Here is a 23282-nt window from a genome sequence, read left to right as displayed (position 1 = left end):
GAAAATCCTGCATTTCGCCCGGAACGATCGCCGCCTCCCTTTCTTGTTACCGCCGAGGGCAGTTTCGGAGGAGGACAGGATGAAGAATTTGACGATTGCACTGCTGGCTGGTGTCGGGGCTCTCGCTGCGGCGAGCGGCGCAAAGGCCGCCGACATCTACACGACCAGCGAATACACCGATCCCACGCTCGTTCAGGAAGTCCGGCTCGTCTGCGATGACGCCGGCAATTGCTATCGCACCCGTGGCGGCTCGCGCGTGATCGTGCGCGACTCCTACGCGACCATGCCGCGCGAACGTTACTATGAGCGCCGCACCTATCGCGACTGGGATGATGGTCCGCGTGCCGGCGTCGGCATTCGCGCGCCCGGCGTCAGCGTAGGCGTCGGTGTCGGCGATCGCTGGTAATCGATGAAACGATGATGGACGGGAACGGGCGAGGCAACTCGCCCGGTCCTGCTCATGTCAGCTTTCCAGCGGATCGGCCGGCGTGACGATGCGCGGAGATAACGGAAGATTGGCGATGAAGCGCGCGAGCACCATGCCGGTGAACATCGCGGCGACGAAGATGAAGGCCGACGTTGAACCGAATCCAAGTGCGGTGAGTGCAGGCCCTGGGCAGAAGCCGGCCAATCCCCAGCCGACGCCGAAGATGGCTGGGCCAACGATAATCCTGGGATCGATGTCCGTGCGCGTCGGGACATAGAAGCGTTCGGCGAAGAACGGACGTGTGAGCTTCAGGACCTGTCTGAAGCCGATGAAGGTCACGGCCACCGCGCCCACCATCACCAAGGCAAGGCTCGCATCCCATGTGCCTGCGGGAATGCCGCCGACGTCCAGAAAATTCAGCACCTTGGCCGGGTTCGACATGCCGGAGATGATGAGGCCAAGACCGAAGATCATGCCGATCGCGAATTGAATGAGGATTGCCATCGGCTCAGCTCCAGTGACGTATCATGAACACGGTTGCGGCGCCCGTCGCCATGAAGGTGATGGTGGCAACCAGCGAGCGCACCGACAGGCGCGACAGGCCGCAGACGCCATGGCCGGATGTGCAGCCGTTGCCCCACACCGAGCCAAAGCCGGTGAGCAATCCTGCGACGATCAGCACCGGTGTTGCCGCTGCGACGGTTTGCGCCTGCAGGCTTCCGGTGACGAGACGCACCAGAATGGGCGCGGCGATGAGGCCTGTGACGAAGGCGAGCCGGCCGGCGAGTTCACGGTCCTCATAGGGCGGAAACAGCCGCGCCGCGATGCCGCTGACACCGGCAATCCGTCCCGTCGCCCACATCAGCAGCACGGCGGACAGCCCTATCAGCGCACCACCGAGGAGCGACGCAATCGGCGTGAAAGGCGTGGCAATCATCGTGACCCCTCCGGATCGAGAGCGCCGGGCGATCTGCCGCCCGCATGCTCAATGAAACGTTAACAATATCACTCGAATTGAAGCGACGCCCCAACGGTATTTTCCAATCTTTGCGGTAAGCATGGTCTCCTGAACGGGGACGACGGGACGTGGTCGACATCGCGCATCAGGCAGCGGTCAATCCGGCATCTGCAAAGGATGCCGCGATGGCGCGCGCGCGCGTCCCGCTCACCGCAATCGACCCCTGCCAATGGCGCGCGCTGGCACAGCGGGTGGTCGAGCCGAACGGATATTACCTGCCCGGTTGGGAGCTTGCCGTCAGCGCCACCGCGCGCGGCCGCACCTCGGCCTCGGCACTGCCCGCATTCGACCGATCCTCGAAGCGGCTGATCGGCCTGATGCCGGTGATCTCGCTCTGGCGCGCCTGGAAAATCCCCCTGCCCGCGCTGGTGAGCGCGCAGCCCTATGGCACGCTGTGCAGCCCGCTGATCGACAGCGACGCCGCGACCGAGGCAGCCACGCAGCTGTTGCAGCAGGCGCGCGCGGCCGGCGCGCATGCGCTCGTGCTGAACGACGTCGCGCTCGACGGCGCGGCGATGAACGCGCTCAACGAAGCTCTCCATCGCGACGGCCTGAAGCCGCGCGTGCTTTCCTCCTATGTTCGCGCCAGCCTCGACGCGACGCAGGATGGCGAGACGCTGCTGCGCGGTGCGCTCGGCACCAAGAAGCTCAAGGAGCTGCGCCGTCAGCGCCATCGGCTCGAAGAGCACGGCCCCGTCATGTTCGAGGTCGCGCGCAAGCCTGACGAGATCAGGCCCGCGCTCGAAACATTCCTGCAGCTCGAAGCCAGCGGCTGGAAGGGCAAACGCGGCACCGCCCTGGTCCAGCACGCGGGCGATGCCGCCTTCATCCGCCGCGCCGTTGCGGCGCTGGCGGAAACGGCGCAGTGCGAGATCATCACGCTAAGCGCCGGCACGACGGCGGTCGCGGCCGGAATCGTGCTGCGTCACCAGGACCGCGCCTTCTTCTTCAAGCTCGGCATCGACGAACGCTTTGCGAAATATTCGCCGGGCGTGCAGCTGACGCTCGACCTCACCCGCCACCTCTGCGCCGATCCCACCGTTGCGAGTGCCGATTCCACGGCAAGCGCGGATCACCCCATGATCAACCCGATCTGGCGCGGGCGCTTTGCGATCGGCGACGTCTTGATCCCGCTGCGGCGGAACGATCCGGTGGTGGCGTTGATTCACGCGGCCCTGTTGACGCAGCGCCTCGTGCACGAGACGGCGCGACTTATCGTTCACGCGATCCGGAAGCTGCGGGCTACAGGTCTGCGTCCAAGAGCTCTGCCATCTTCATGAGGTGACGCAGCAGCCCGGCCTTCATCGGTTTGTTGCCGTGAATCGGTATGGAAAGACGCACGATGCTGCCGCCTTTCCATAGATGTGATGGCTTCCACTGATGCGAAGTAAGCTCCAGCCATGGCGTTCGACAATTCTTGCGAACTCCCGGCCGGAGACAGACTTCATGCGGGCAATTCCAACATTCGCTCGGTACCGCCCGGCTCTGGCGGCGCGACTTCGACGGACAGGCAGCCCTCGACCGCGTCGCGCAGGTTGGCCATGAGCTCATCCATGGTGTCGCCCTCGGTGGCGCAGCCCGGGATGGCCGGGACTTCGGCCCAGAAGCCTCCTTCTTCAGCCTCGTGCACGACAATCTTGATCTTCATGTCGACCTCTCAACCCGAATAGTCGCCCAAGCTGCCGACATATTCAACCTCTGGAGCCTACTCCGCCGCTTGCGCGTTGATCTCCGCCGAGACCTGGCGGATGGCGCGGGCGAGCAGGTTCGGATCCTGCGCGCCGGACACGGCATATTTTTGCGCGAAAACGTAGGTCGGCACGCCGGAGATGCCCTTCTCGGCGGCTTCCTGCGCGTCGGCCGAGACGCGCGCGACGTCCTCGTCCGTGGCCAGACGCTTGCGCACGTCGTCGGCATCGAGGCCGATATCGGCGGCCGCCTGCACCAGCACGTTGACGTCGGTGAGATCGCCGCCGTCGCGGAAGTAGAGCTCCATCAGGCGCTGCTTCATCTCGGGCGCCTTGCCGATCGCCTCGGCCCAGAGGATCAGGCGATGGCAATCGGTGGTGTTGGGCTGGCGCGCGACCAGCTCGGGCTTGTAGAGCAGCCCCTCTTCGCCAGCCGCCGCGACGACGCGGCCTGCGATGCCCTTGTAGGCCTCGACCGAGCCGAACTTCTTGGTGAGATATTCCTCACGGCTGATGCCCTCGCGCGGCACCCAGGGATTGAGGAAGAAGGGACGGAAATTCAACTTGACGGGAACCTCGGGCACCAGCGCCAGCGCACTTTCGATGCGATGCTTGCCGATATAGCACCAGGGGCACACCACGTCGGAGACGACGTCGATCTGAAGCGGTTTCAGGGTGCTCATGACAGGCGCCTCCTTCGGGCGTTTCAAGGTTCGCCCAAAGATAAGCCGATCGGGGCGTGAGGCAAGAGCGCCAGGACAAGGCAGCTAGGATATGGCTGCGGCCATCTGCTTCAGCCGCTCAGCTGTGCGCTCGTCGGCCGGAAAGAACGTCTCCAGCGCCAGCTCCGATAGCGTGATGTCCACGGGCGTGCCGAACACCATGGTGGTGGAGAAGAAACTTAGTATCTCTCCGTGAAGGCGCAGCTTGAAGGGGATGGCGACATTGTCGTTCGATAGCGGCACCGAGCGCGCCGGAATCGGATAGCTCTTGAGGTCGTTATAGAGCTTGATCAGCTCGGGATCAGCGGTGGCCTCGCATTGCCGGTGCAGCCGCTCCAGCAGATGCGCACACCATTCCGCGAGATTGACCGTGCGCGGCGCCAGCCCTTCGGGGTGGAAGGCGAGCCTGAGCACGTTGAAGGGCTGGCCGAGCAGCCGCTCCGGAATGCCCTCGAGCAGCGGCGCCACCATACGATTGGCGGTCACGAGATTCCAATGCCGGTCATAGGCCAGCGCGGGATTAGGCTCGTGCGCTTTGAGCACAAGATCGATCGCCTGGCGGGCTGATTTCAAGGCGGGATCCTCCAGCGGACGCTGCGGAAAGGCCGGCGCAAAGCCTGCGGCGACCAGCAGCACGTTGCGTTCACGCAGGGGCACCTCGAGGCGCTCGGCGAGCCGCAGCACCATGTCGCGCGAGGGCGCGGCGCGGCCGGTCTCGACGAAGCTCAAATGCCGCGCGGAGATCTCGGCCTCGCTCGCGAGATCGAGCTGGCTCATGCGGCGGCGCTGCCGCCATTCGCGCAGATGATCGCCGATATGAACCGGCTGGCTGCGCTCGGTGCGTGCCGTGGATACGTGTGCATTCATGGCCAACACCTAGCATGCGGATTTCGGCCCATCCATTACCCATGAGGTAATGGAATGGCCCCCAGCGCCGCCAACCGATTGAGCCGGCAAGGAAGCGGAGCGGCTACTGCGAGCGGTCCGACGTCCACCCCTTGTACTGGGCGACGTTGTCCCGGGTGACGAGCTTGGACGGCAACAGCTCGACGGTCGAGGCCGGCTTCTGTCCATTGAGGATGCCGACACCGACCTGCACGGCGCGCCGCGCCATGAAGAACGGGTCCTGCGAGGCCGATGCCTGGATCTGCGCAGCCGCGGGATCCTTCAGCGCGGCCTCGATGTCAGGCGCGCCGTCCACCGCGGTGATCACGATCCCGCTGCGGTTCTGCTGGCGTGCCGCAAGATCGGTGCCGATCGCCTGGGGATCGTTGATGGCGAAGATGGCGTCGATCTTGGGGAAGCGCGTCAGATAGCCCTGCGCGACGGTGAGGCCGCCCTCGCGCGAGCCCTTGCCGTCCTGGTCGCTGGATAGCACCTTGATGCCGGAATTCTTCGCAAAGACGTTCTTGCAGCCGGTGACGCGGTCGATCACGGCGGAGACCTGCGGTCCGTTCTCGATGATGACGTCACCCTTGCCGCCCAATTTGTCGACGATGTATTGGCAGGAGATCTCGCCGGCCTGGACGTTGTCGGTGGTCACCGTGGCATCGGCGCCTTCAGCCGCGGTGTCGACCGCGACGACGACGATCCCTGCCGCCTGTGCCTTCTTGATCGCCGGCCCGATCGCCTTGGGATCGCCGGGGTTCAACAGGATCAGGTCGACGCCGGCGGCGATGAAATTGTCGATCTGGGTGACCTGCTTGCCGAGGTCGTATTCGAACCCGACCGTGGTGATCTTCACATTCGGATTGGTCTTCATGGCCTCGAATTCGGCGCCCTTCGACAGCGCGACGAAGAACGGGTTGCCCATCGATCCCAGCGAGACACCGATCGACTTGAGCTCCTTGGCGAAGGACGGCGCGGTGCTGAGGGCGAGCGCCGTCGCGGCGCCAGCGAGCGTGATCGTCTTGAACATTGGCTTCCTCCCTGGTCTCTCTTCATCCCGGCACGGCAGACCAGTTGCCGTATCGGAAGTTCACATCGCGCGAGCCAAACTCAGCCGCGCGCCGAGCCGTTCAGGTTCTAGCGGAGCCTTGCAGCCGATAGCGGTCCAGCGCCACGGCGCCGATGATCACCAGGCCCTTGATCACGTATTGCCAGATATCGGAGACGCCGGTGAGAATGAGGCCGTTCGACAGAGCCGCGATGATCAGCGCACCGACCAGGGTGCCCCAGATCGAACCAATGCCGCCGACGAAGGAGGTGCCGCCAAGGATCACCGCGGTGATCGCGTCGAGTTCGTAGGACTGGCCGAGCTGAAGACCGTTGGCCGCGTAAAGTCGCGCCGCCTGCATGGCGCCGCCGAGACCGGCCAAAAGCCCGGACACGCCATAGACGAAGATCAGCACGGCCCAGACCTTGATGCCGGCGAGCCGCGCCGCGCTCTCATTGCCGCCGACCGCGTAGATGTGCACGCCGAGCACGGTCCGGCGCAGCACAAGCCACGACACGAGGATGACGAGCAAGGCGATCACCGACAGCCAGGGAATCGAGATCACGCCGGGGATCAGTGTCAACGAGCCGTTACCGATGAAGGCGTAGGGAATCGACGGATTGAATACGGTGGTATCGGCGCCGAGCAGCCGCGCGAGACCGCGCACGGCGGTCAACGAGCCCAGCGTCACGATGAAAGGCGGCAGACGGAGCAACGCGATCAGCGCACCGTTGATCACGCCGAAGCCGAGGCCGGTCAGCACCGCCACCGGAAGCCAGAGCGCACCGAGCTCGGGCAGCTTCGAGATGGTCAAGCCCGCCATCGCGGACGCAGCGAGGATGGAGCCTACCGACAGATCGATGCCGCCGGTGAGGATGACGAAGGTCATGCCAGCGGCCAGCACGGTGTTGACGGCAGCCTGCTGCAACACGATGCCGAGATTCTGCCCGGTGAAGAAGCGTCCATCGGAAAGGAAATGAAAACCGATGCACAGAATCAACAGCACGGGCAGCATGCCCGCGGCACGGATCAGGACCCGCACACGCTGACGTTTGCTCTCCGCAGCCGCAGCGCCGGAGTCCGGCTTTGCCCGCGTGGAACCGTCATGCATCGAGCTGCTCCATGCCAGTCGCCAGCGCCATGATGTCTTCCTGGTTCAGCGGCGCGGTCGCCTCGCGCCTGATTTCGCCTGCGATGTGCCCGGCCCGCATGACGATGACGCGGTCGCAGATGCCGATGATCTCCGGCAGGTCGGACGAGATGACGAGGATAGCGGTGCCGGACTTGGCCAGATTGTCGATGATCGCATAGATTTCCGACTTGGCCCCGACATCGACGCCGCGGGTCGGCTCGTCGAGGATCAGGACCTTTGGCGCGATGGCGAGAAGCCGCGAGAGCAGCACCTTCTGCTGGTTGCCGCCGGAGAGCGCGCCGACATTGACGCCGACATTGGCGGCGCGGATGCTGAGGCCGGTGAAGGCCCGGTCGGCGCGCTCGCGCGCCTTGTCGCGATCCAGCCACCCGCCGAGCCAGGCATCGCGCCCGAGCACCGCGAGATTGATGTTGTCGAGGCATGACATGTCCAGGAACAAGCCGAGCGCCTTGCGGTCCTCGGTCAGATAGGCGATGCCGGCCTCGAGCGCCTCGCCGGGCGTGCGGATCTCGACCGGACGCCCCTCGATCTCGAGACGGCCCGAAATCTTCGGCGATGCGCCGATGATGAGATGGGCAAGCTCGGTGCGTCCCGCGCCGATCAGGCCGGCAAGCCCGACGACCTCGCCGGCATGCACCGTGAGCGAGCAGCCCTTGACGCGCCGGCCGTCGGACATGTCGGTTGCAGTGAGCACGGGATGTCCCCGCCCCGCCTCGGGATCGTGATCCTTCTTGTAGAACGAGGAGACGTCGCGCCCGACCATCATCCGGACGATGGCGTCTGCGCGGATCTCGGGCTTGTCGAGCGAGCCGACCAGCCGGCCATCGCGCAGCACGGTGACGCGGTCGCCGAGCGCATAAACCTCATCCATGCGATGCGAGATGTAGATGATTGCGAGCCCTTCGGCACGGAGCTGGCGGATCAGCGCGAACAGCCGCTCGCTCTCGCCGGCCGACAGCGCCGTGGTCGGCTCGTCCATGATCAATATCTTCGACCTCGCGTGCAGCGCACGCGCGATCTCGACGAGCTGGCGCTGGCCCATCGACAGATGCGCCACCAGCGTCGATGGCAGGAAGTCCGCGCCGAGCCGTTGCAGGATCGGGCCAACGCCCTCGCGCATGGCGCCGCGCGCCAGCAAGCCCGAACGCGATATCTCGCGACCGAGATAAATATTCTCCGCCACGCTGAGATTGGGGGCTAAAGACAGCTCCTGATAAATGATCGAGATGCCCGCGGCGCGGCCGCCGAGCGGGCCTTCGATCCGCACCGGCCTGCCCTCGATACGGATCTCGCCGCCGGGATCGGGCCGGTACGCGCCGGACAGGATCTTCATCAGCGTCGACTTGCCGGCGCCGTTCTCCCCCATCAGCGCGTGAATTTCGCCGGCATAGACGGTGAGATCGACCGCGCGCAGCGCCTTGATGCCGAAGAAGGTCTTCGAAACCCCGCGCATCTCGAGGATCGGATCGTTCATCGTGCCTCCCGGCGCACAATGCGTTTCCCACCCGCGTCTCTTTTTGTCAGCGCGGTTCACGCATTAAACAAAACGCCGCAGCACAGGGCAATACCGAACCGGCGGGAACGCGACACCGAAAGGCCGCTAGTGGCGCGGCCGATACAGTTCGCGCCAGGCGGGAAGCCGTTCGGCATAGGCAGCGACGAGTGCGCGGTCAGGCTCGAACGTCTCGACACGTCGCGGCGGCGTGCAGATCGCGTCAATTGCCTCGCCGGTGACAGCAAGCCGCCCCAATCTCGCCGCACCGAACGCCGCGCCGGTTTCGCCTGCGGCAAAGCGATGGATTGGAACATTCAGCGCGCTTGCCAGCACTGACAGCCAGAACGCCGACCGCGAACCGCCGCCAATGACGTCGGCTTCCGTCACCACAAGGCCGGCATCGGCGAGCGCGTCGCGGCAATCCACGAGTGCGAAGGCGACACCTTCGAGCACCGCCTGCACGATCGCGCTCCGATCGGTGCCGTGGCTCAAGCCATCGAGCAGGCCGCGCACGGCGGCATCATCGTGCGGCGTCCGCTCACCCGCAAGGTAAGGCAGAAAGCTCACGGGCGACGGCGCCAGCGGTCGCGCCCCAAGCGGCGCCAGCAGTTCCGCCTCGGCGACGCCGAACAGGCGGGAGGCCCAGGCGAGGCACGAGGCGGCCGAGAGGATCGCGCCGGCCTGGATCCACATGTCGGGGATGGCGTGGCAGAACGTGTGCACCACGCGATCGGGATTGGCAGCGATCCTGCTGGTCGGCACCAGAAGGGCGCCCGAGGTTCCCAGCGAAATGAACGCGGTTCCCGGCATGATCGCGCCGATGCCGACAGCGCCAGCCGGATTGTCGCCGGCGCCGCCGGCGATGACCGGCCGCCGGATCATGCCCCAGCGCTGCGCGAGTTCGCCACGCAGTGTCGCTGCCGGCATGCAGCCTTCGACCAGACGTGGCATGTGGTCACGCGACAGGCCGGTCGCGGCCAGCGCGGCATCGGACCAATCGCGGCGCGCGACGTCGAGCCACAGCGATCCCGACGCGTCCGAGAGGTCCTCGATCGCCTCACCGCTCAGGACCAGGCGCAGATAGGACTTGGGAAGCAGCACGAGCTTCGTGGCCGCAAAAATCTCGGGCTCGTGCGCCGCGATCCAGAGCAGCTTTGGTGCCGCGAAGCCGGGCATCGCCTTGTTGCCGGTGGTCGCGCGCAAGCCGGGCCAGCGTTGTTCGAGAATGCGACACTCCGTGGCGGAGCGTCCATCGTTCCAGAGGATGCAGGGCCGCAGTGGCGTTCCGCCCGCATCGAGCAGCGTGGGGCCATGCATCTGGCCGGACAGGCCGATCCCCTCGACCACGGCCAGCTCTTTTCCATGCGACGCCTTCAAGGCATCGAGTGTCGCAAAGGTCGCCGCAATCCACTGCGCGGGATCCTGCTCGGAATAGCCTGATCGCGGCGAGGCGGTGGCGAGCGCCCGGCTCTCGCTTGCGATCACGCGCTGGGCGCCGTCGACGAGAACGGTCTTGACCGCCGAAGTGCCGAGATCGATGCCGAGATACATGGTGGCCCAATCAATCCAACAAGCCTGATCGCGTCAAGGCAGGCTCGGTTGCCCGCTTACCCGCGAGGTAATCGATTTGGGCCCGGGCTGCGCGCATCTTCCGTCGCAACAGGAGATGACCATGATCGCGCTGCTGCTCTACCGGACGATCGCAGACCACCTGCTGCCCTGGGCCGTGCCCTTCGCCACCCGCATGCTGGCGCGCAGCCTCAACATGCCGGAGCCGCTTGTGCATTCGACCGGCGACTATGTGGTCGCGCGAGTTACAGCCTTCGAGCACAGCGTCGGCAGGAGCCTCTGTCCGTTCCGCCTCGCCCGCCTGCTCCGCGCTTTCTGGCGCGGGCTGCTCTGAGTTCCACCCGAGCTCAACCAAGGAGACTTACGATGATCGATGCATCCACCTTCCTGCGCCGCGCCCTGCTCGCCGACGCCATCTTCAGCGGCATTGCTGCGCTCGGCTTCACCTTCGGCACCGGCGCATTCGCCGCGCTGTTCAACCTGCCGGAAGCGCTGCTGCGCGAGACCGGCCTGTTCCTGATCGCCTACACGCTGCTCGTCGGCTGGCTCGCCTCGCGCACCGCGGTGGCAAAGCCGCTGGTGCTGCTGGTCGTCATCGGCAACGCCGCCTGGACGGTGGGCAGCATCGCGCTGCTGCTCTCGGGCGCGGTGTCACCGAACCTTGCCGGCGAACTCATGGTCGTGGCCCAGGCGATCGCCACGGGCGCGTTCGCCGAGCTGCAATATGTGGGACTGCGAAGGAGCGGGAGTGCAGTGGCAGCGTGAGGCCAACCGAGCCCCTCACACTGGCGTGCCGTCGCCCGGCTTGACCGGGCGACCCAGTATTCCGAGAAGTCAGTTGGATACGGAGAGGCCGCGGCGTACTGGATTCCCCGCCTTCGCGGGGAATGACAGCAGGAATTAAGCGCGTGCGCGGGCCTTGGCGAAAGCGTGACCGTTGAGCTTCTTCTTTTTGGCAGCCTTGGTGCCGGCCTTCTTGGCCTTGCGTTCGGCACGCGCCTTCACCTTGGCGCGTTCGGCGCGGGCCTCGGCACGCTGCTTCTTGCGCTTGGCCTCGCAGGACGGGCATTTGCAGCCGATCGGCTTCAGATAGGCCTTGAAGTAGTCGGTGCCGTAATCGTAGTTGATCTCGTCGCCCGGCTCGATGTTCTTGATGGCGCGGATGAAGACCTTGCGCTCACGCGGACGGACGTCGGACTCGGCGTTGGGCCGGCAGGAATGATTGATGTAGCGCGCGAGGTTCTTGCGCACCGAGCCGTCGATGGTCCAGCGGTTGTTGACCTCGAACAGGTACTTGTTCTCGATCGCGTCATGCTCGGGAATGCGCGAATCCAGGATCGGTCCGAAATAGCGGATGATCCGGGTACCCTTCTTGATCGGCATGGTGGCGAAGAGGCCGAGCCCGGTCTTGGAACGGCCGACGCGGTAGGATTTGCGGGGAGCGATGGCTGGCATGATCGATATGGTGACGCGAACGACGCGCGATGAGCGCAGGCGGAAGCTGCTCTTCTAGAACGATTCCGCGCCACTGTCAGGCCTGTCCCGGCCCTGTTTGAACCTTGCCCACAATCAAGACGTCATAGGAAGAGAGTTCCCGCATCATCAAGGCGTCATTATGAGGCGTATTGCGTTCATTTGCCCGGCCCTGCTGCTTGCCTGCGTGAACGCCAGCAATGCGGACGCTCAATCGCCAGGCAGCACCTATACCTCCACCGCAGCGAAGGACTGCCGCCAGATCGGCAAGCCCAGCGAGCTCGACGGCAGCACGACGCGCATCTGTCCGGGCAAGGACGGCCTGATGGTGCTGATCGCCGAGGACGACCTGCGCGAGGTCGTCTCGGTCGGTCGCAATCGCAAGGTCGCCGCGGAGGAACCGGTGGCAAAGGTGTGGTTCGGCCCGTTCAATTCATCGGAGACCACGGTCGAATGGCGCGCGTCGGGCGCGAAGCCGTTCGCCATCATCCAGCGCTGGCACATCGCCGACAGCGACGATCCCGACAGCCGGGGACGGCCGAACACCAAGGCCATGCTGGTCGTGACCCGGCTGCCGCCCGGCCCGGTCTGCCATGTCGCCTATGTCGATGCGATCGCCAACCCGAATGCCAATGAACTGGCCCGCAAGGCTGCGGACGATTTCGCGCGAAGCTTCACCTGCGGCAAGGACGAGGTGAAGATTGTTGGCACCAGCGGCCGCGCCGTGGAGCTGGCGAGGATGCGCTAAGCCCTCCCTTTCATACGGTGATATCGCGCGAGCAATCGCTCGCCCTTTGCGGCGATGCGCCTCGCCGCCGCGACCGTCTTCGGAACCGGCTCGCCCCAGGCATGCGCCGAGAGAGCGTGGCGTGTCGGCCTCCCCCTGGCATCGACCAGCGGCGGCAGCTTGGCGCGGCCATAGAAGCGCACCGCCCAGCTTCCCTTCCGCCGCATCTCCTGCGGCGTCATCTCGGACTCGTTCTTGGTCACGCCCGGCCGCAAATGCGCACCCTGCTTGCGCGCAAAGGCCTTGCGGCCGGCTGCGGTCAGGCCTCCGCGCGGATCTTTTTCGCCTGCCGAGGCCCTGCGCTTGCGCGAGGACTTCGCGGTCCTTTTGGCAGCTCGTTTGCCGGTTTTCCTCTTAGACTTCTTCGCGGATTTCTTCTTCGCGGGTTTCTTGGCCTTGGAGGTCTTCTTGGCTGCCATGCGCATGTTGTCCACGAGGTTTGGATAGCGGCGGCCCGCGCGGCGCGCGCGCGCCTTCGCCGCCGATTTCTGCGCGGGCGTAAGATGCTTCGATGCCTTGCCGGCGCTCTTGCGCGGGTTCTGGCGCTTCCAGGGAGCTCTTGCCATGCGGCGTCAACGCCCGACCATGACAAGGGTTGCGTGCGCGCCCGTCAATCAGGGGCCGGACAACTTCCCCGTGACGGGCGCCGTCAGCATTGCCTCGAGCAGGCGTTCGGCCGTGGTCCCCTCCGGCAGCCGCCCCAAAATGTCCTCGAGGCGGCCATCGAGCAGCAGCATGGTGAAGCCGTGCACCATCGACCACGCGCGCGCGATCGCGGCGGCCTGGTTCAGCGTCAGCGTGTCACCGCTGATTTGCTCCTGCCGCATCGCGCCGATGGCGTTCGCGAGCCCCGCGAAAGAGGCCTCGGCCGCCTCGTTCAGCGAAGGCCTGGAATAATCGAGGCGTTCGGTGCGGAACATGATGCCGTACATGCCGGGATGGGCCTGCGCATAGGCGACATAGGCCTTCGGCCGTGCCAGCGCGCGCGCCAGCGGCGTGGTGGCGGCATCGCAGGACGAGGCCATCGCGGCGTTGAACTGGCGGAAGCCGACGGCTGCAAGCTCGCTCAGCAACCCGGTGAGATCGCCGAAATGATGCGTCGGCGCGGCATGCGAGACGCCTGCCTCGCGCGCCACCGCGCGCAGCGTCAGGCCGGAGAGCCCGTCGCGCTCCAGCACCCGTTCGGCGGCCTGCAGCAGCGCCTCGCGGAGGGCGCCGTGGTGATACGGCGTCTCGGCTTTCGCGCTCGCCGCGCGGCGCGCCGGGCGCGATGCCGCGGTCGCCTTCGTTCGTCGGGGGGCACGCGCGCTTCGCGCGGTTTCGCCCTTGGTGTCGGTCTTGGCCATTTGCAAGCTATATGACGCAATATTGACAGTGTAAAGATTTCACTTGACCCGAACTGCAGGCGCGGCTATTTGATCTTTACGATGTAAAGATAATGGGAGGGATACGCCGTGCAGCAGGCTGCCATCAGCGAGCGCCGCAACAACATCGCGCCGATTCCGTTCGAGGCCGACGCACCCTTCCTCAAGATCATCGGCGAGTTGCCGCGCGAGCTGAACGGCACGCTGTATCGCAACGGCCCCAATCCGCAGTTCGAGGCGCCCGGCGCGCACTGGTTCGTCGGCGACGGCATGCTGCACGCCTTCCGCCTCGAGAACGGCCGCGCCAGCTATCGCAACCGCTGGGTCCGCACGCCGAAATGGCTGGCCGAGCACGACGCTGGTCGCGCGCTGTTCGGCGGCTTCGGTCGCAAGCTGCCGGATGCGCCGAAAGACCTCACCGATGGCGGCGTCGCCAACACCAACATCATCTTCCATGCCGGCAAGCTCTTGGCGCTGGAAGAAGCGCATCTGCCGACCGAGATCGAGCCGGACACGCTGGCCACGCGCGGCTATCACAATTACCAGGGCCGCGTCGCCGGCAGTTTCACCGCGCATCCGAAGGTCGATCCCGTCACCGGTGAGCTGGTGTTCTTCGGTTACAACGCCGCGGGCCCGCTGACGCCCGCCCTCTCCTACGGTTCGATCGACGCAACAGGCAAGGCTGTGCGCTTCGAGCGGTTCGAAGCGCCCTATGCCAGCATGGTGCACGACTTCATCGTCACCGAAAACCACGTGCTGTTTCCGATCCTGCCCATTACCGGCAGCACGGAGCGCGCGATGAGCGGACGGCCGCCCTATGCCTGGGAGCCGGACAAGGGCGCCTATGTCGGCGTGATGAAGCGCAGCGGCACCGCAAAGGACATCGTCTGGTTCCGCGGTGAGGCCTGCTACGTCTTCCACATCATGAATGCGTGGGAGGACGGCAATCGCATCATTGCCGACGTCATGCAGTTCGAGGAAGCCCCGCTGTTTCCGCATCCCGACGGACGGCCGACCGATCCGGAGAAGTCGCGCGCCCGCCACTGCCGCTGGACCTTTGATCTCGCGGGGAATACCGACCGCTTCCAGCAGATCTATCTGGACGATCTCACCGGGGAATTCCCCCGCATCGACGATCGCCGCGCCGGCCTGAAGAGCCGTCACGGCTGGTATGCCTGCGCCAATCCAAAGCTGCCGATGTTCGGCGCGCTGTCCGGCATCGTGCATGTCGACGGCAACGGCAGACGGCTCGGCCATTATCTGCTGCCGGCCGGCGATACCATCTCCGAGCCGGTGTTCGTCGAACGGTCGAAAGATGCGGTGGAAGGCGACGGTTGGCTTCTCGCCGTAGTCTGGCGCGCGCGCGAGAACCGGACCGACCTCGCCGTATTCAACGCCACCGATGTCGAGGCCGGCCCCGTCGCGCTGGTGCAGCTTGGCCACCGCGTGCCCGATGGCTTCCACGGCAATTGGGTGGGCGCGGCGTAGCCATGCACATGCCCTCGATCACCACGGACTGCCTCGCCGTCCTTGCGCTTGCCTGCATCGCAATCGCATTCCAGGCGATCCGGCTGCGACGGAGCCAGACCATTTTCAACGGCGGCATCCTGCTTGCCGCGGGCATCTCAATTGTCGCCGCCCTGCCGCTGCTCGCCCGCCTGCCCTGGGCTGAATTGGCAGACGAGGTGGCCGTCCAAGCCGTTGCAACACTCCACTTTTTGGAAGTCGCCTACACAATTTTGACACTGTAAAGATTTCGCTTGACCGGGCACCGCTACCGAACTATTGATCTTTACATTGTAAAGATTTACATGCCGAGGCGGCCCATGGCGATTTTCCTGATCCTCGCGCCCTACGGCGCTTATACCTTCCTCATGCTGGTGACGTCGGCGACGGTGAGCGTGTTCGCGGGCTCCGCGATCTGCCTCGCCACGGTCGCGATCGATGTCGCGCGTGGTCGCTCCGTGAAGATCCTGGCGGCGGGCTCGGCGATCGTGTTTGCCGCCATCGCCCTCTACCTTGCGCTGGTCGATCCGCAGCTCGGCACGCTCGGCGTCAAGCTGTCAGTCGACATCGGCATCTTCGTCATCTCGCTCGGCTCGATGCTGCTCCGCCGCCCCTTCACGCTGCAATATGCGGTTGAATCGGTGCCGGCCGAGATCGCGGCGATGCCCGGCTTCCTCACCGCCAACTACGTCATCACCGGCGCATGGACCGCGGCCGCGCTGGCGATGGCGGCCGCCAACATCGTGCTGCTCTACTTCCCCGGCCTGCCGCTCTGGTTGAGCCTTGCCGTGGCTTTTGCCGCGCGCAACAGCGCGATCTACTTCACAAAATGGTATCCGGAATATCGCCAGATCAAGTACGCTAAACCGACCGCCGCGCTGCCCGACGCCCGCTGAACAGGATCGACGATGAAGGACGTATTCGCCCGCCTCGCCTCCGACTTCCTCTCCGCTATTATTTTCCTGGTGATCTATCTGATCACCGACAACATCGTGCTGGCTACGTCGGTGGCGATCGCCGGCGCGGCAGCGCAGGTGATCTACGCTCGCGTCAAGGGGCAGCAGCTCAACTACATGACCTATGCGAGCCTCGCGCTCGTCGTCGTGCTGGGTACGATCACGCTGCTCACCAATGATCCGCGCTTCATGCTGGCAAAGCCGTCGGTCGCGCATTTCGCGATCGGCGCCATCATGCTCAAGCGCGGCTGGATGCTGCGCTACATGCCGCCGATCGTGGTCGAGACCGTGCCGGAATATGTCACGGCCGCGGGCTATGCGTGGGCGGCGCTGATGTTCGTGATCGGCGCCGGCATGATCGCGGTGGCTGCCACGGGCGACCTGAAGCTGTGGGCGTTCTACATCACAGTGGTCGCGGGCGGCGCCAAGATCCTGGCCTTTGCCGTGCAATATGTCGTCCTGCGCCTGATCGTAACCAGTCGCAAGCGTGCCGCCGCCCGCGCCTAAATGCCCTATCGGAGCGTTAGGCAGCAGCTGCGGGTTGGGCTATAGGCTCGCTCAGGACTGGCCGTGGATCATCGCGGCCGGCCGGGATTTTGGGAGACGGAAATGGCCGTAGACGGCAACTGGAATCTGACCATGACGACGCCCATGGGCGAGCGCCAGGCGACGCTGACCTTGAAGGCCGCGGGCGGCACGCTCACGGGCACGCAGGGTGCGGAAGGAAATACCGCCGAGATTTTCGACGGCACCGTCTCCGGCGACAACGTCTCATGGAAGGTCTCGATCACCAACCCGATGCCGCTCACGCTCGAATTCACCGGCACCGTCGCCGGCGACAGCATCAGCGGCGAGATGGGCATCGGCCCGATGGGCAGCTTTCCCTTCACGGGTGCGCGGGCGTAAGGCCGCGCTGCATCGATGCGTGCGTGTGGTCTCATCGCGGCGGCGGTTCTGTGTGTCGCGACACAAGCGCGCGCGGATGACCAGGAACCGGCGTGGCGCGCGAGCACGCTCGCCATGGTGCCCGCAGGCTATGTCGCGGGTGCTGCCTACCGGACCGAAGGCTCGACCGGTTATCTCGCCGTCTATTCCGCGACATCGAACGATCCGAGGACACCGGCAAGCGTGTTTGCCGCGCGTCAGTCGCTCGTCGTTGCGCTGACGCCGGATGCAACGCGTGCCGTCTCGGCCGAGTTGAAACCGCGTAGCGGACCCGATCCTGATAACGACGACACCGACTTCGCAAAGGTCCACGCCGACCTCGCCGCGAAACGCGCAAGCCTGCCGGAGGGCACCGAACCCTGCGATCTCGGCGCCTGGTCGATCGACAAGGACCCGCAAGGCCTCAACGTCCGCGCCGAGCCGTCAGTGAAAGCGCGCGTGCTCGGCACGCTGCCACCGCCCTACCGGCTCAAGCTCGGCGGCGCCGAGAACACGCCCGACGGCGGCTGGCTCACCGAATTCCGCATCATCGGTTTCAAGGAGGGTTGGTTCCTGATCGAAGGCGCAAAACCGCCGGGCAAGGATTACGAGGACGAGAAGCGCTATCCACGCAGCGCGCCGAAGCCTTACGCAGGCCGCGGCTGGGTTGCCTCCAACAAGGTCGGCGCATCCTACGCGAATGGCGCAACGCGCATGGGCGGACTTTTCCAGGCCCCCTTCGTCGATGCCAAATGGATGCCGGCGCAGCGCGAGCTGGGCGGTGCGATCGACACCGATGGCGGCCCGAAGCGTATCCTTGCGTGCAGCGGCCTCTGGGGCCTGGTCGAGAGCCAGGACGGCGTCCGCGGCTGGTGGCGCGCGCTGTGCTCCAACCAGGTCACGAATTGTAGCTAGCTCTTCTCCCTCGCCCCGCTTGCGGGGAGAGGGTTGGGGTGAGGGGGAGTCTCCGCGAGGGCAGTGACAGCTGGACTCGCGGAGAGTCCCCCTCACCCGGACTTTGCGCACGCGCAAAGTCCGACCTCTCCCCGCAAGCGGGGCGAGGTGAAAAGGCAGCTAGCCCAGGTTCAACTCCTTGAAGAAGTCGTTCCCCTTGTCATCGATGATGATGAACGCCGGGAAGTCAACGACTTCGATGCGCCAGATCGCTTCCATGCCGAGTTCGGGATATTCGAGCACCTCGACCTTCTTGATGCAGTGCTCGGCGAGGTTCGCCGCCGCGCCGCCGATCGAGCCGAGATAGAAGCCGCCATACTTCTTGCAGGCTTCGCGCACGGCCGGCGCGCGGTTGCCCTTGGCCACCATCACCATCGATCCGCCGGCGGCCTGGAACTGGTCGACGAAGGAATCCATGCGGCCCGCGGTGGTCGGACCGAACGCGCCTGAGGCGTAGCCCTCGGGCGTCTTGGCGGGACCGGCGTAATAGACCGGGTGGTTCTTGAAGTAATCAGGCAGCGGCTCGCCCTTCTCCAGCCGCTCACGCAGCTTGGCGTGCGCGCTGTCGCGCGCGACGATCATGGTGCCGGTCATCGAGACGCGGGTCTTGATCGGGTATTTCGAGAAAGTCGCCAGAATGTCCTTCATCGGCTGGTTGAGGTCGATCTTGACGACCTCGCCGCCGAGCGACTCTTCAACTTGCGGCAGGTATTGCGCCGGGTTGTGCTCGAGCTCCTCGAGATAGACGCCCTCCTTGGTGATCTTGCCGAGCACCTGGCGGTCCGCGGAGCACGACACGCCAAGCCCGATCGGCAGCGAAGCGCCATGCCGCGGCATGCGGATCACGCGGACGTCGTGGCAGAAATATTTGCCGCCGAACTGCGCGCCGACGCCGAGCGACTGCGTCATCTTGTGGATTTCCTTCTCCATCTCGACGTCGCGGAAGGCGTTGCCGTCGGGCGAGCCGTGGGTCGGCAGCGCGTCGAGATAGCGGGCGGAGGCGAGCTTCACCGTCTTCATGCAGAGCTCGGCTGAGGTGCCGCCGATCACAATGGCAAGATGATAAGGCGGGCACGCTGCAGTACCTAGGGTGAGGATCTTCTCCTTCAGGAAGGCGAGCAGCCGGTCCTTGGTCAGCACCGAGGGCGTCGCCTGGAACAGAAAGCTCTTGTTGGCGGAGCCGCCGCCCTTCGCCATGAACATGAACTTGTAGGCGTCGTCACCCTCGGCGTAGATCTCGCACTGCGCCGGCATGTTATTGGCGGTGTTCTTCTCCTCGTACATCGAGAGCGGCGCGACCTGCGAGTAGCGCAGATTACGGCGCAGATAAGCGTCCCGCGCGCCTTCCGACAGCGCCGCTTCGTCGTCACCGTCGGTAATGACGTTGCAGCCCTTCTTGCCCATGATGATCGCGGTGCCGGTGTCCTGGCACATCGGCAGCACGCCGCCGGCGGCGATGTTGGCGTTCTTCAAAAAGTCCAGCGCGACGAACTTGTCGTTCGGGCTCGCCTCGCCGTCCTCCAGGATGGCGCGGAGCTGCTTCAGATGTCCCGGCCGCAGATAGTGGTTGATGTCGCCAAAAGCCGCCTCCGACAGCGCCCGCAGCGCCTCGCGTGACACCACCAGCATGTCCTTGCCCAGGACTTTCTCGACCCGTACGCCTTCGGTCGTGATCTTCTTATAGGGAGTCTCGTCCTTGCCCAACGGGAACAGCGGGGTGTGCTTGTAGGGCGGGACGGGCTTTGAGGAATCGGGGAAGGCGGTGGGAGCGTTCATGGGTAAATCCAGGGGTTTTGGAGCCCTCGCGGGCTCTCAGCATAGAAACGTTCTAAGCCCATTTCCGGCAGAAAAGAAAGGGACTGTTGTGCATGCGAAATGGTGGCTGGGGCTCGGGATGGCCTTGGCACAGCGCGTGGAAAGGACCATTCCCACTCTTGCGCTTCGCGGCCGCGGACGCTTGAATGCGCGCCCTAAGGGGCTTTTCATCATGATTTTCAAACTGAACCTCCGCGGCGCGATCCTGGTCGCCGCCGCCATCACCGGCCTTGTGACCCTCGCCTCGCCTGCGCGCGCCGACCGCTGCGACGACAGCGCCAAGGAGCTGGCGAACCAGATCGACCGCCTCAAGGTGAATTTCCGCGCCGGCAACATCGTCTACCTCACCCATCCCGCGGCCAAGGAGCTGTCGGTAGGTTGCCGCGGCGACAAATATTCGATCGAGCTCTACGCCAAGGGCGATCGCAAGCCGACGCCGGAGTTCTTTGCACTGGTTGGATCGATGGCAGCGATCGTCTTCACGGTGACGAAGGACGACACCACGACCGGCGCGACACGCTGCCTGAAGCGGATGGGCCTGCTCCGCGGGGACAAGATCACGATGCGCTACCGGCGGCTCAACATGGAATGCACCCGCACCAAGACGGACGCGTCGATCGCGATTACGCGCGGCAAGGACGAGTAGAAGGGGGGCTGCTTCTCGCTTGCCGGGGACGAGGGTGCGGACGCATCGCGACGCCGCTCGCCACACACTCCGTCATTGCGAGCGCAGCGAAGCAATCCAGACTGTCTCTGCGGAAAGATTCTGGATTGCTTCGTCGCATCAGCGTAAAATTGCTACGCAATTTTGTCGCGAGCTCCTCGCAATGACGGGGAGAGATTTGTCGTTGCCCCAAACACGGCGCGGATGAGACGCAAGAATAGCCTCCTTCCCGCCCCACCAACTCCCTCGCATTTTAACGATTGGCTTGAAGGAAATTTCGCTCCTCCAGGCGCAGGGTCAATTGTTTCCATCTGTGAGGATTTGTGGATGAGTGTTTCGACCGTAGCACCGCCGCCGATCGCGATCGTGGTTCCGAGCTACGACACGACCAAGCAGCAGGACGACCAGACCAAGACGAAAGACAACGACCCGACCTACAAGCCGCCGCCACCCGCGCCGCTGCCGCCGGGTCAGGGCACGCGGATCGATCAGCTCGCCTGATCCGGTCCTTCCTGCGTTGAAGCGCCCGATCCGGTCGATCGGGCTTTTCGCGTGTCCGGCCGCATCTTCGCCGGATCGCGGGATCACAATGGCGCGCGCCCCGGTGAGAGAGAGGTCGTCGCAACCGAACCTCGCTAGAGCGAACCCGCACCACGCAAGCGCAGACGCGACGATGTTCTGCGAGCCACCCTGTCCCGACGAGCATGATCTCGTCCCCAGCGATTCAAACGATCAATCTGGTCCGCGACGTTCCGGCTAATTATCCAGCTCCTTGTAGCGGCGGAAGATGCCCTGCTCGTTGAAGGCAATGCGCCGTTCGCTGGCAAGATAGGCCTTGATGTTCGGCCGCGTGGCGACGCGGTCGTGCAGGCCGACGAGGCCGGGGACATCTTTCTCGAACGCCGTCATGCGCTTGGGGAAGGCATAGCGCAGCCCTGCGACGATCTGGAACAGCGACAGATCAACATAGGTCAGTTTGCGGCCCGTGACGTAGGCTCCGCGATTGTCCGCGAGCAGCCGTTCGAAATAGCCGAGAAACTTCGGCACGCGCTCGTCCCAGAACTCGGCGGTGCGCTTCTTCGCCGCCGGCTTCTGGTCCTCGTAATAGAGCGAGGGGCCGAGCGGATGATGGGTGTCGTGAATCTCCACCACGAAGTCGGTGATGGTGAGCTGAAGCTGGTGCAACCATAGCTTTCCCGCCTCCGTCTTCGGCGCGAGGCCGTGGCGGCTGCCTAGGTAAAGCAGGATGTTGGCGGTCTGGCCGATCACGAGCTTGCCCGCTTTCAGGAACGGCGGTGCGAAAGGCGGCGTGCCCTTCGCCTCCATCATTTTCATCATGGCGCTGGTGCCGCGCGGGCCACGAGCCACGTCGACATAGGCCGCCCCCGCCTCCTCCAGCGCCAGCCGCACATATTCGCCGCGGCCCTCGATCTCCGGCCAATAGTAGAGTTCGTATTTCATGAGAGAGGTCCGTGAGCGTGGGAGCGAGCGGACCAATGTAACATGCAGCACAAGGTTCCGTCAGGGCGAGACGAACGGCGTCGCCGCAATCTCCGTCATTGCGAGGAGCCCGCGACAAAATTGCGAAGCAATTTTGCGCTGGCGACAAAGCAATCCAGACTGGCTCCGCGGAAGATTCGATTGCTTCCGCCTTCGCCGAAGGCTTCGGCGGACAAGTCGCGGCGCTCGCAATGACGGGCGCAGAAAGCGTCCGACAACAAAAAAGGGCGCCGTGCAGTGCGCACGACGCCCTCGTTTGTCATCTCGTCAGCGGTCAGTTGGTCTGCTGGATCGCCGACAGTTCCCAATTGCCGCCCGGACGGCGGGCAAAGGTCCAGATCTCGGTCGCCTCGCCCGGCTGCTCGCTGCCGGCGACGATCGCTCCGGTGTTGCGGTCGAGCGTCTTGTCGGTGAGCGCGAAGCGCAGCGCCACCGTGGCGTAGTCGGTCTCGCCTTCGCGCCAGGCTTCCGCGAGGTCGCCCTGGAGCAGCTTCACATTGGTGACCTTGTTGACGACGTTGCGCGCGCGGTTCTGGCCGAGATCCTGCTCGAAATAGGAGACCATTTCCGGCGTCGCGAGCGTGTGCAGCTTGGCAACGTCCTCGTTCGACCATGCGGCCTGGACCTCGCCGAGCAGGCGCTCGAACGCTTCATAGTCGTCCGGCTTGATCTCGAGCGGCGCGTTGTTGTTGCCGCCGAAACCGAAGCCGCCAAGTCCGCTGCCAAGTCCGCTGCCGAGCCCACCGCCTAGGCCGCTGCGATAGTTCGTCTGCGGTCCAGGGCCGCGACCCGCGTCAGCGTTGGCATAGGCCGCCTGCGGCGTGTGGCGGCGCTGCCACCACGACATCGCCAGCCGCACCACGAACACCACCAGCACGATCTGGATGATCAGACCGAGGATCGACGACAGGCCGCCGAGGCCGCCGAACAGGCCGCCGCCGAACAGCATGCCGAGCAGGCCTGCGCCGAGGAAGCCGGCCGCAAGGCCGCCCATGAAGCCGCCGGCGCGGCCGAACAGGCCGCCGCGCGCGGGCGCAGTGGCGGCCGAGTTCATGCCTGAGCCCGGCTGGGTGTAGGTGCGGTTGAACTGCGAGGTCGAGCCCGGCGCGGTCGTGGTCGACGGCGGCGCCGAAAAGGTGCGCGAGCCGCGCGACCCCGACGACATGCCGCCGCCGACGCGGGCGTCAGCGGACGAGATGGCGAGCGCGGTCGGCAGCGCAAGCGCCAGCACGACGGCGATCGTCTTGAACAGAGAGCGGGAGCGTTGCGAGAAAGTCATGTGCGTTTCCCAAATCCCCGGCATGGGGACGTGCCCCTAAGATGGGCAGACT

28 protein-coding genes are annotated in these 23282 nt (G+C 65.1%); 13 read left to right on the top strand and 15 right to left on the bottom strand.

The features are described 5' to 3' along the window. Positions 1–79 precede the first annotated feature (79 nt). Positions 80–406: a hypothetical protein gene (locus HYH08_RS26575; protein WP_220012790.1), complete on the top strand. Its 327-nt coding sequence runs from the start codon at positions 80–82 to the stop codon at positions 404–406. Positions 407–463: 57 nt separating this feature from the next. Here HYH08_RS26575 and HYH08_RS26570 read toward each other — a convergent pair whose 3' ends face one another. Together HYH08_RS26570 and HYH08_RS26565 are read right to left on the bottom strand one after the other, a co-directional pair. Continuing rightward, positions 464–931, bottom strand: a complete 468-nt coding sequence (locus HYH08_RS26570) for a DUF6691 family protein (protein WP_220012789.1) — start codon at positions 929–931, stop codon at positions 464–466. Positions 932–935: 4 nt separating this feature from the next. Continuing rightward, a complete protein-coding gene (locus HYH08_RS26565; RefSeq protein ID WP_220012788.1) occupies positions 936–1364 on the bottom strand; it encodes a YeeE/YedE family protein in 429 nt (142 codons plus the stop codon). A gap of 149 nt (positions 1365–1513) precedes the next feature. Between HYH08_RS26565 and HYH08_RS26560 the strand changes: the two genes are divergently transcribed. Then, positions 1514–2725: a GNAT family N-acetyltransferase gene (locus HYH08_RS26560; protein WP_220012787.1), complete on the top strand. Its 1212-nt coding sequence runs from the start codon at positions 1514–1516 to the stop codon at positions 2723–2725. Positions 2726–2889: 164 nt separating this feature from the next. On the opposite strand, the gene HYH08_RS26555 is transcribed toward HYH08_RS26560, so the two are convergent. From HYH08_RS26555 to xylB, 7 genes are all read right to left on the bottom strand, one after another. Next, positions 2890–3093 carry a type II toxin-antitoxin system HicB family antitoxin gene (locus tag HYH08_RS26555; protein ID WP_220012786.1) on the bottom strand — a complete coding sequence of 68 codons (204 nt, stop codon included), beginning with the start codon at positions 3091–3093 and terminating at the stop codon, positions 2890–2892. A 57-nt stretch (positions 3094–3150) separates the two neighbouring features. Then, a complete protein-coding gene (locus HYH08_RS26550) occupies positions 3151–3816 on the bottom strand; it encodes a DsbA family oxidoreductase (RefSeq protein WP_220012785.1) in 666 nt (221 codons plus the stop codon). An 84-nt stretch (positions 3817–3900) separates the two neighbouring features. Further along, the gene (locus HYH08_RS26545; protein ID WP_220012784.1) at positions 3901–4722 is read right to left on the bottom strand and encodes a helix-turn-helix domain-containing protein; all 822 of its coding nucleotides are present in this window, start codon (positions 4720–4722) and stop codon (positions 3901–3903) included. 103 nt (positions 4723–4825) lie between these two features. Next, the gene (locus HYH08_RS26540) at positions 4826–5773 is read right to left on the bottom strand and encodes an ABC transporter substrate-binding protein (protein ID WP_220012783.1); all 948 of its coding nucleotides are present in this window, start codon (positions 5771–5773) and stop codon (positions 4826–4828) included. Between the two features lie 100 nt (positions 5774–5873). Further along, positions 5874–6902: an ABC transporter permease subunit gene (locus HYH08_RS26535; RefSeq protein WP_220012782.1), complete on the bottom strand. Its 1029-nt coding sequence runs from the start codon at positions 6900–6902 to the stop codon at positions 5874–5876. Then, a complete protein-coding gene (locus HYH08_RS26530) occupies positions 6895–8418 on the bottom strand; it encodes a sugar ABC transporter ATP-binding protein (protein WP_220012781.1) in 1524 nt (507 codons plus the stop codon). The genes HYH08_RS26535 and HYH08_RS26530 overlap by 8 nt, the downstream gene beginning before the upstream one ends. A gap of 126 nt (positions 8419–8544) precedes the next feature. Then, complete coding sequence (xylB, locus tag HYH08_RS26525) at positions 8545–9990, bottom strand: xylulokinase (protein ID WP_220012780.1); 1446 nt, start codon at positions 9988–9990, stop codon at positions 8545–8547. A 121-nt stretch (positions 9991–10111) separates the two neighbouring features. Here xylB and HYH08_RS26520 point away from each other — a divergent pair, with 121 nt between their 5' ends. Both HYH08_RS26520 and HYH08_RS26515 read left to right on the top strand, forming a co-directional pair. Then, positions 10112–10342 (top strand): hypothetical protein, encoded by a 231-nt coding sequence (locus HYH08_RS26520; RefSeq protein ID WP_220012779.1) that lies wholly within the window; start codon positions 10112–10114, stop codon positions 10340–10342. 32 nt (positions 10343–10374) lie between these two features. Beyond that, on the top strand, positions 10375–10773 hold the full coding sequence (locus HYH08_RS26515) for a hypothetical protein (RefSeq protein ID WP_220012778.1): 399 nt from the start codon (positions 10375–10377) through the stop codon (positions 10771–10773). A gap of 135 nt (positions 10774–10908) precedes the next feature. Here HYH08_RS26515 and HYH08_RS26510 read toward each other — a convergent pair whose 3' ends face one another. Further along, positions 10909–11463, bottom strand: a complete 555-nt coding sequence (locus tag HYH08_RS26510; RefSeq protein WP_220012777.1) for an SET domain-containing protein — start codon at positions 11461–11463, stop codon at positions 10909–10911. A 160-nt stretch (positions 11464–11623) separates the two neighbouring features. Here HYH08_RS26510 and HYH08_RS26505 point away from each other — a divergent pair, with 160 nt between their 5' ends. Then, entirely contained in the window at positions 11624–12229 is a 606-nt protein-coding gene (locus tag HYH08_RS26505; RefSeq protein WP_220012776.1) for a hypothetical protein, read from the top strand. On the opposite strand, the gene HYH08_RS26500 is transcribed toward HYH08_RS26505, so the two are convergent. Then, on the bottom strand, positions 12226–12834 hold the full coding sequence (locus HYH08_RS26500; RefSeq protein ID WP_220012775.1) for a DUF6321 domain-containing protein: 609 nt from the start codon (positions 12832–12834) through the stop codon (positions 12226–12228). The two genes, HYH08_RS26505 and HYH08_RS26500, sit on opposite strands and share 4 nt — an antisense overlap. A 48-nt stretch (positions 12835–12882) precedes the next feature. After that, positions 12883–13614, bottom strand: coding sequence for a TetR/AcrR family transcriptional regulator (locus HYH08_RS26495; protein WP_220012774.1), 732 nt, complete (start codon positions 13612–13614; stop codon positions 12883–12885). Between the two features lie 108 nt (positions 13615–13722). On the opposite strand from HYH08_RS26495, the gene HYH08_RS26490 reads away from it, so the two are divergent. The 6 genes from HYH08_RS26490 to HYH08_RS26465 all read left to right on the top strand — a co-directional run bounded on the left by HYH08_RS26490 (position 13723) and on the right by HYH08_RS26465 (position 17933). Next, positions 13723–15120: a carotenoid oxygenase family protein gene (locus HYH08_RS26490; protein WP_220012773.1), complete on the top strand. Its 1398-nt coding sequence runs from the start codon at positions 13723–13725 to the stop codon at positions 15118–15120. A 2-nt stretch (positions 15121–15122) separates the two neighbouring features. Next, positions 15123–15383, top strand: a complete 261-nt coding sequence (locus HYH08_RS26485) for a hypothetical protein (protein WP_220012772.1) — start codon at positions 15123–15125, stop codon at positions 15381–15383. Between the two features lie 75 nt (positions 15384–15458). Then, the gene (locus HYH08_RS26480) at positions 15459–16034 is read left to right on the top strand and encodes a hypothetical protein (RefSeq protein ID WP_220012771.1); all 576 of its coding nucleotides are present in this window, start codon (positions 15459–15461) and stop codon (positions 16032–16034) included. A gap of 12 nt (positions 16035–16046) precedes the next feature. Continuing rightward, a complete protein-coding gene (locus HYH08_RS26475) occupies positions 16047–16601 on the top strand; it encodes an inner membrane-spanning protein YciB (RefSeq protein WP_220012770.1) in 555 nt (184 codons plus the stop codon). Positions 16602–16703: 102 nt separating this feature from the next. After that, positions 16704–17000, top strand: a complete 297-nt coding sequence (locus tag HYH08_RS26470; RefSeq protein ID WP_220012769.1) for a hypothetical protein — start codon at positions 16704–16706, stop codon at positions 16998–17000. Positions 17001–17015: 15 nt separating this feature from the next. Continuing rightward, on the top strand, positions 17016–17933 hold the full coding sequence (locus tag HYH08_RS26465; RefSeq protein WP_220012768.1) for an SH3 domain-containing protein: 918 nt from the start codon (positions 17016–17018) through the stop codon (positions 17931–17933). Between the two features lie 159 nt (positions 17934–18092). On the opposite strand, the gene HYH08_RS26460 is transcribed toward HYH08_RS26465, so the two are convergent. Then, positions 18093–19748, bottom strand: a complete 1656-nt coding sequence (locus tag HYH08_RS26460; protein ID WP_220012767.1) for a fumarate hydratase — start codon at positions 19746–19748, stop codon at positions 18093–18095. A 211-nt stretch (positions 19749–19959) separates the two neighbouring features. On the opposite strand from HYH08_RS26460, the gene HYH08_RS26455 reads away from it, so the two are divergent. Together HYH08_RS26455 and HYH08_RS26450 are read left to right on the top strand one after the other, a co-directional pair. Continuing rightward, on the top strand, positions 19960–20433 hold the full coding sequence (locus HYH08_RS26455; RefSeq protein WP_220012766.1) for a hypothetical protein: 474 nt from the start codon (positions 19960–19962) through the stop codon (positions 20431–20433). 345 nt (positions 20434–20778) lie between these two features. Then, positions 20779–20952 (top strand): hypothetical protein, encoded by a 174-nt coding sequence (locus HYH08_RS26450; RefSeq protein ID WP_167358184.1) that lies wholly within the window; start codon positions 20779–20781, stop codon positions 20950–20952. 255 nt (positions 20953–21207) lie between these two features. On the opposite strand, the gene HYH08_RS26445 is transcribed toward HYH08_RS26450, so the two are convergent. Together HYH08_RS26445 and HYH08_RS26440 are read right to left on the bottom strand one after the other, a co-directional pair. Beyond that, on the bottom strand, positions 21208–21912 hold the full coding sequence (locus tag HYH08_RS26445) for a glutathione S-transferase (protein WP_220012765.1): 705 nt from the start codon (positions 21910–21912) through the stop codon (positions 21208–21210). Positions 21913–22225: 313 nt separating this feature from the next. After that, positions 22226–23254 (bottom strand): Tim44 domain-containing protein, encoded by a 1029-nt coding sequence (locus tag HYH08_RS26440; protein WP_220012764.1) that lies wholly within the window; start codon positions 23252–23254, stop codon positions 22226–22228. Between the last annotated feature and the right edge of the window lie 28 nt (positions 23255–23282).

Origin of the sequence: Bradyrhizobium sp. BR 10289, from assembly GCF_019455385.1 — a bacterium.
GTDB lineage: Bacteria > Pseudomonadota > Alphaproteobacteria > Rhizobiales > Xanthobacteraceae > Bradyrhizobium.
The sequence above is the reverse complement of the archived record's forward strand: the minus strand, read 5'-3'. Positions and strand labels throughout refer to the sequence as shown.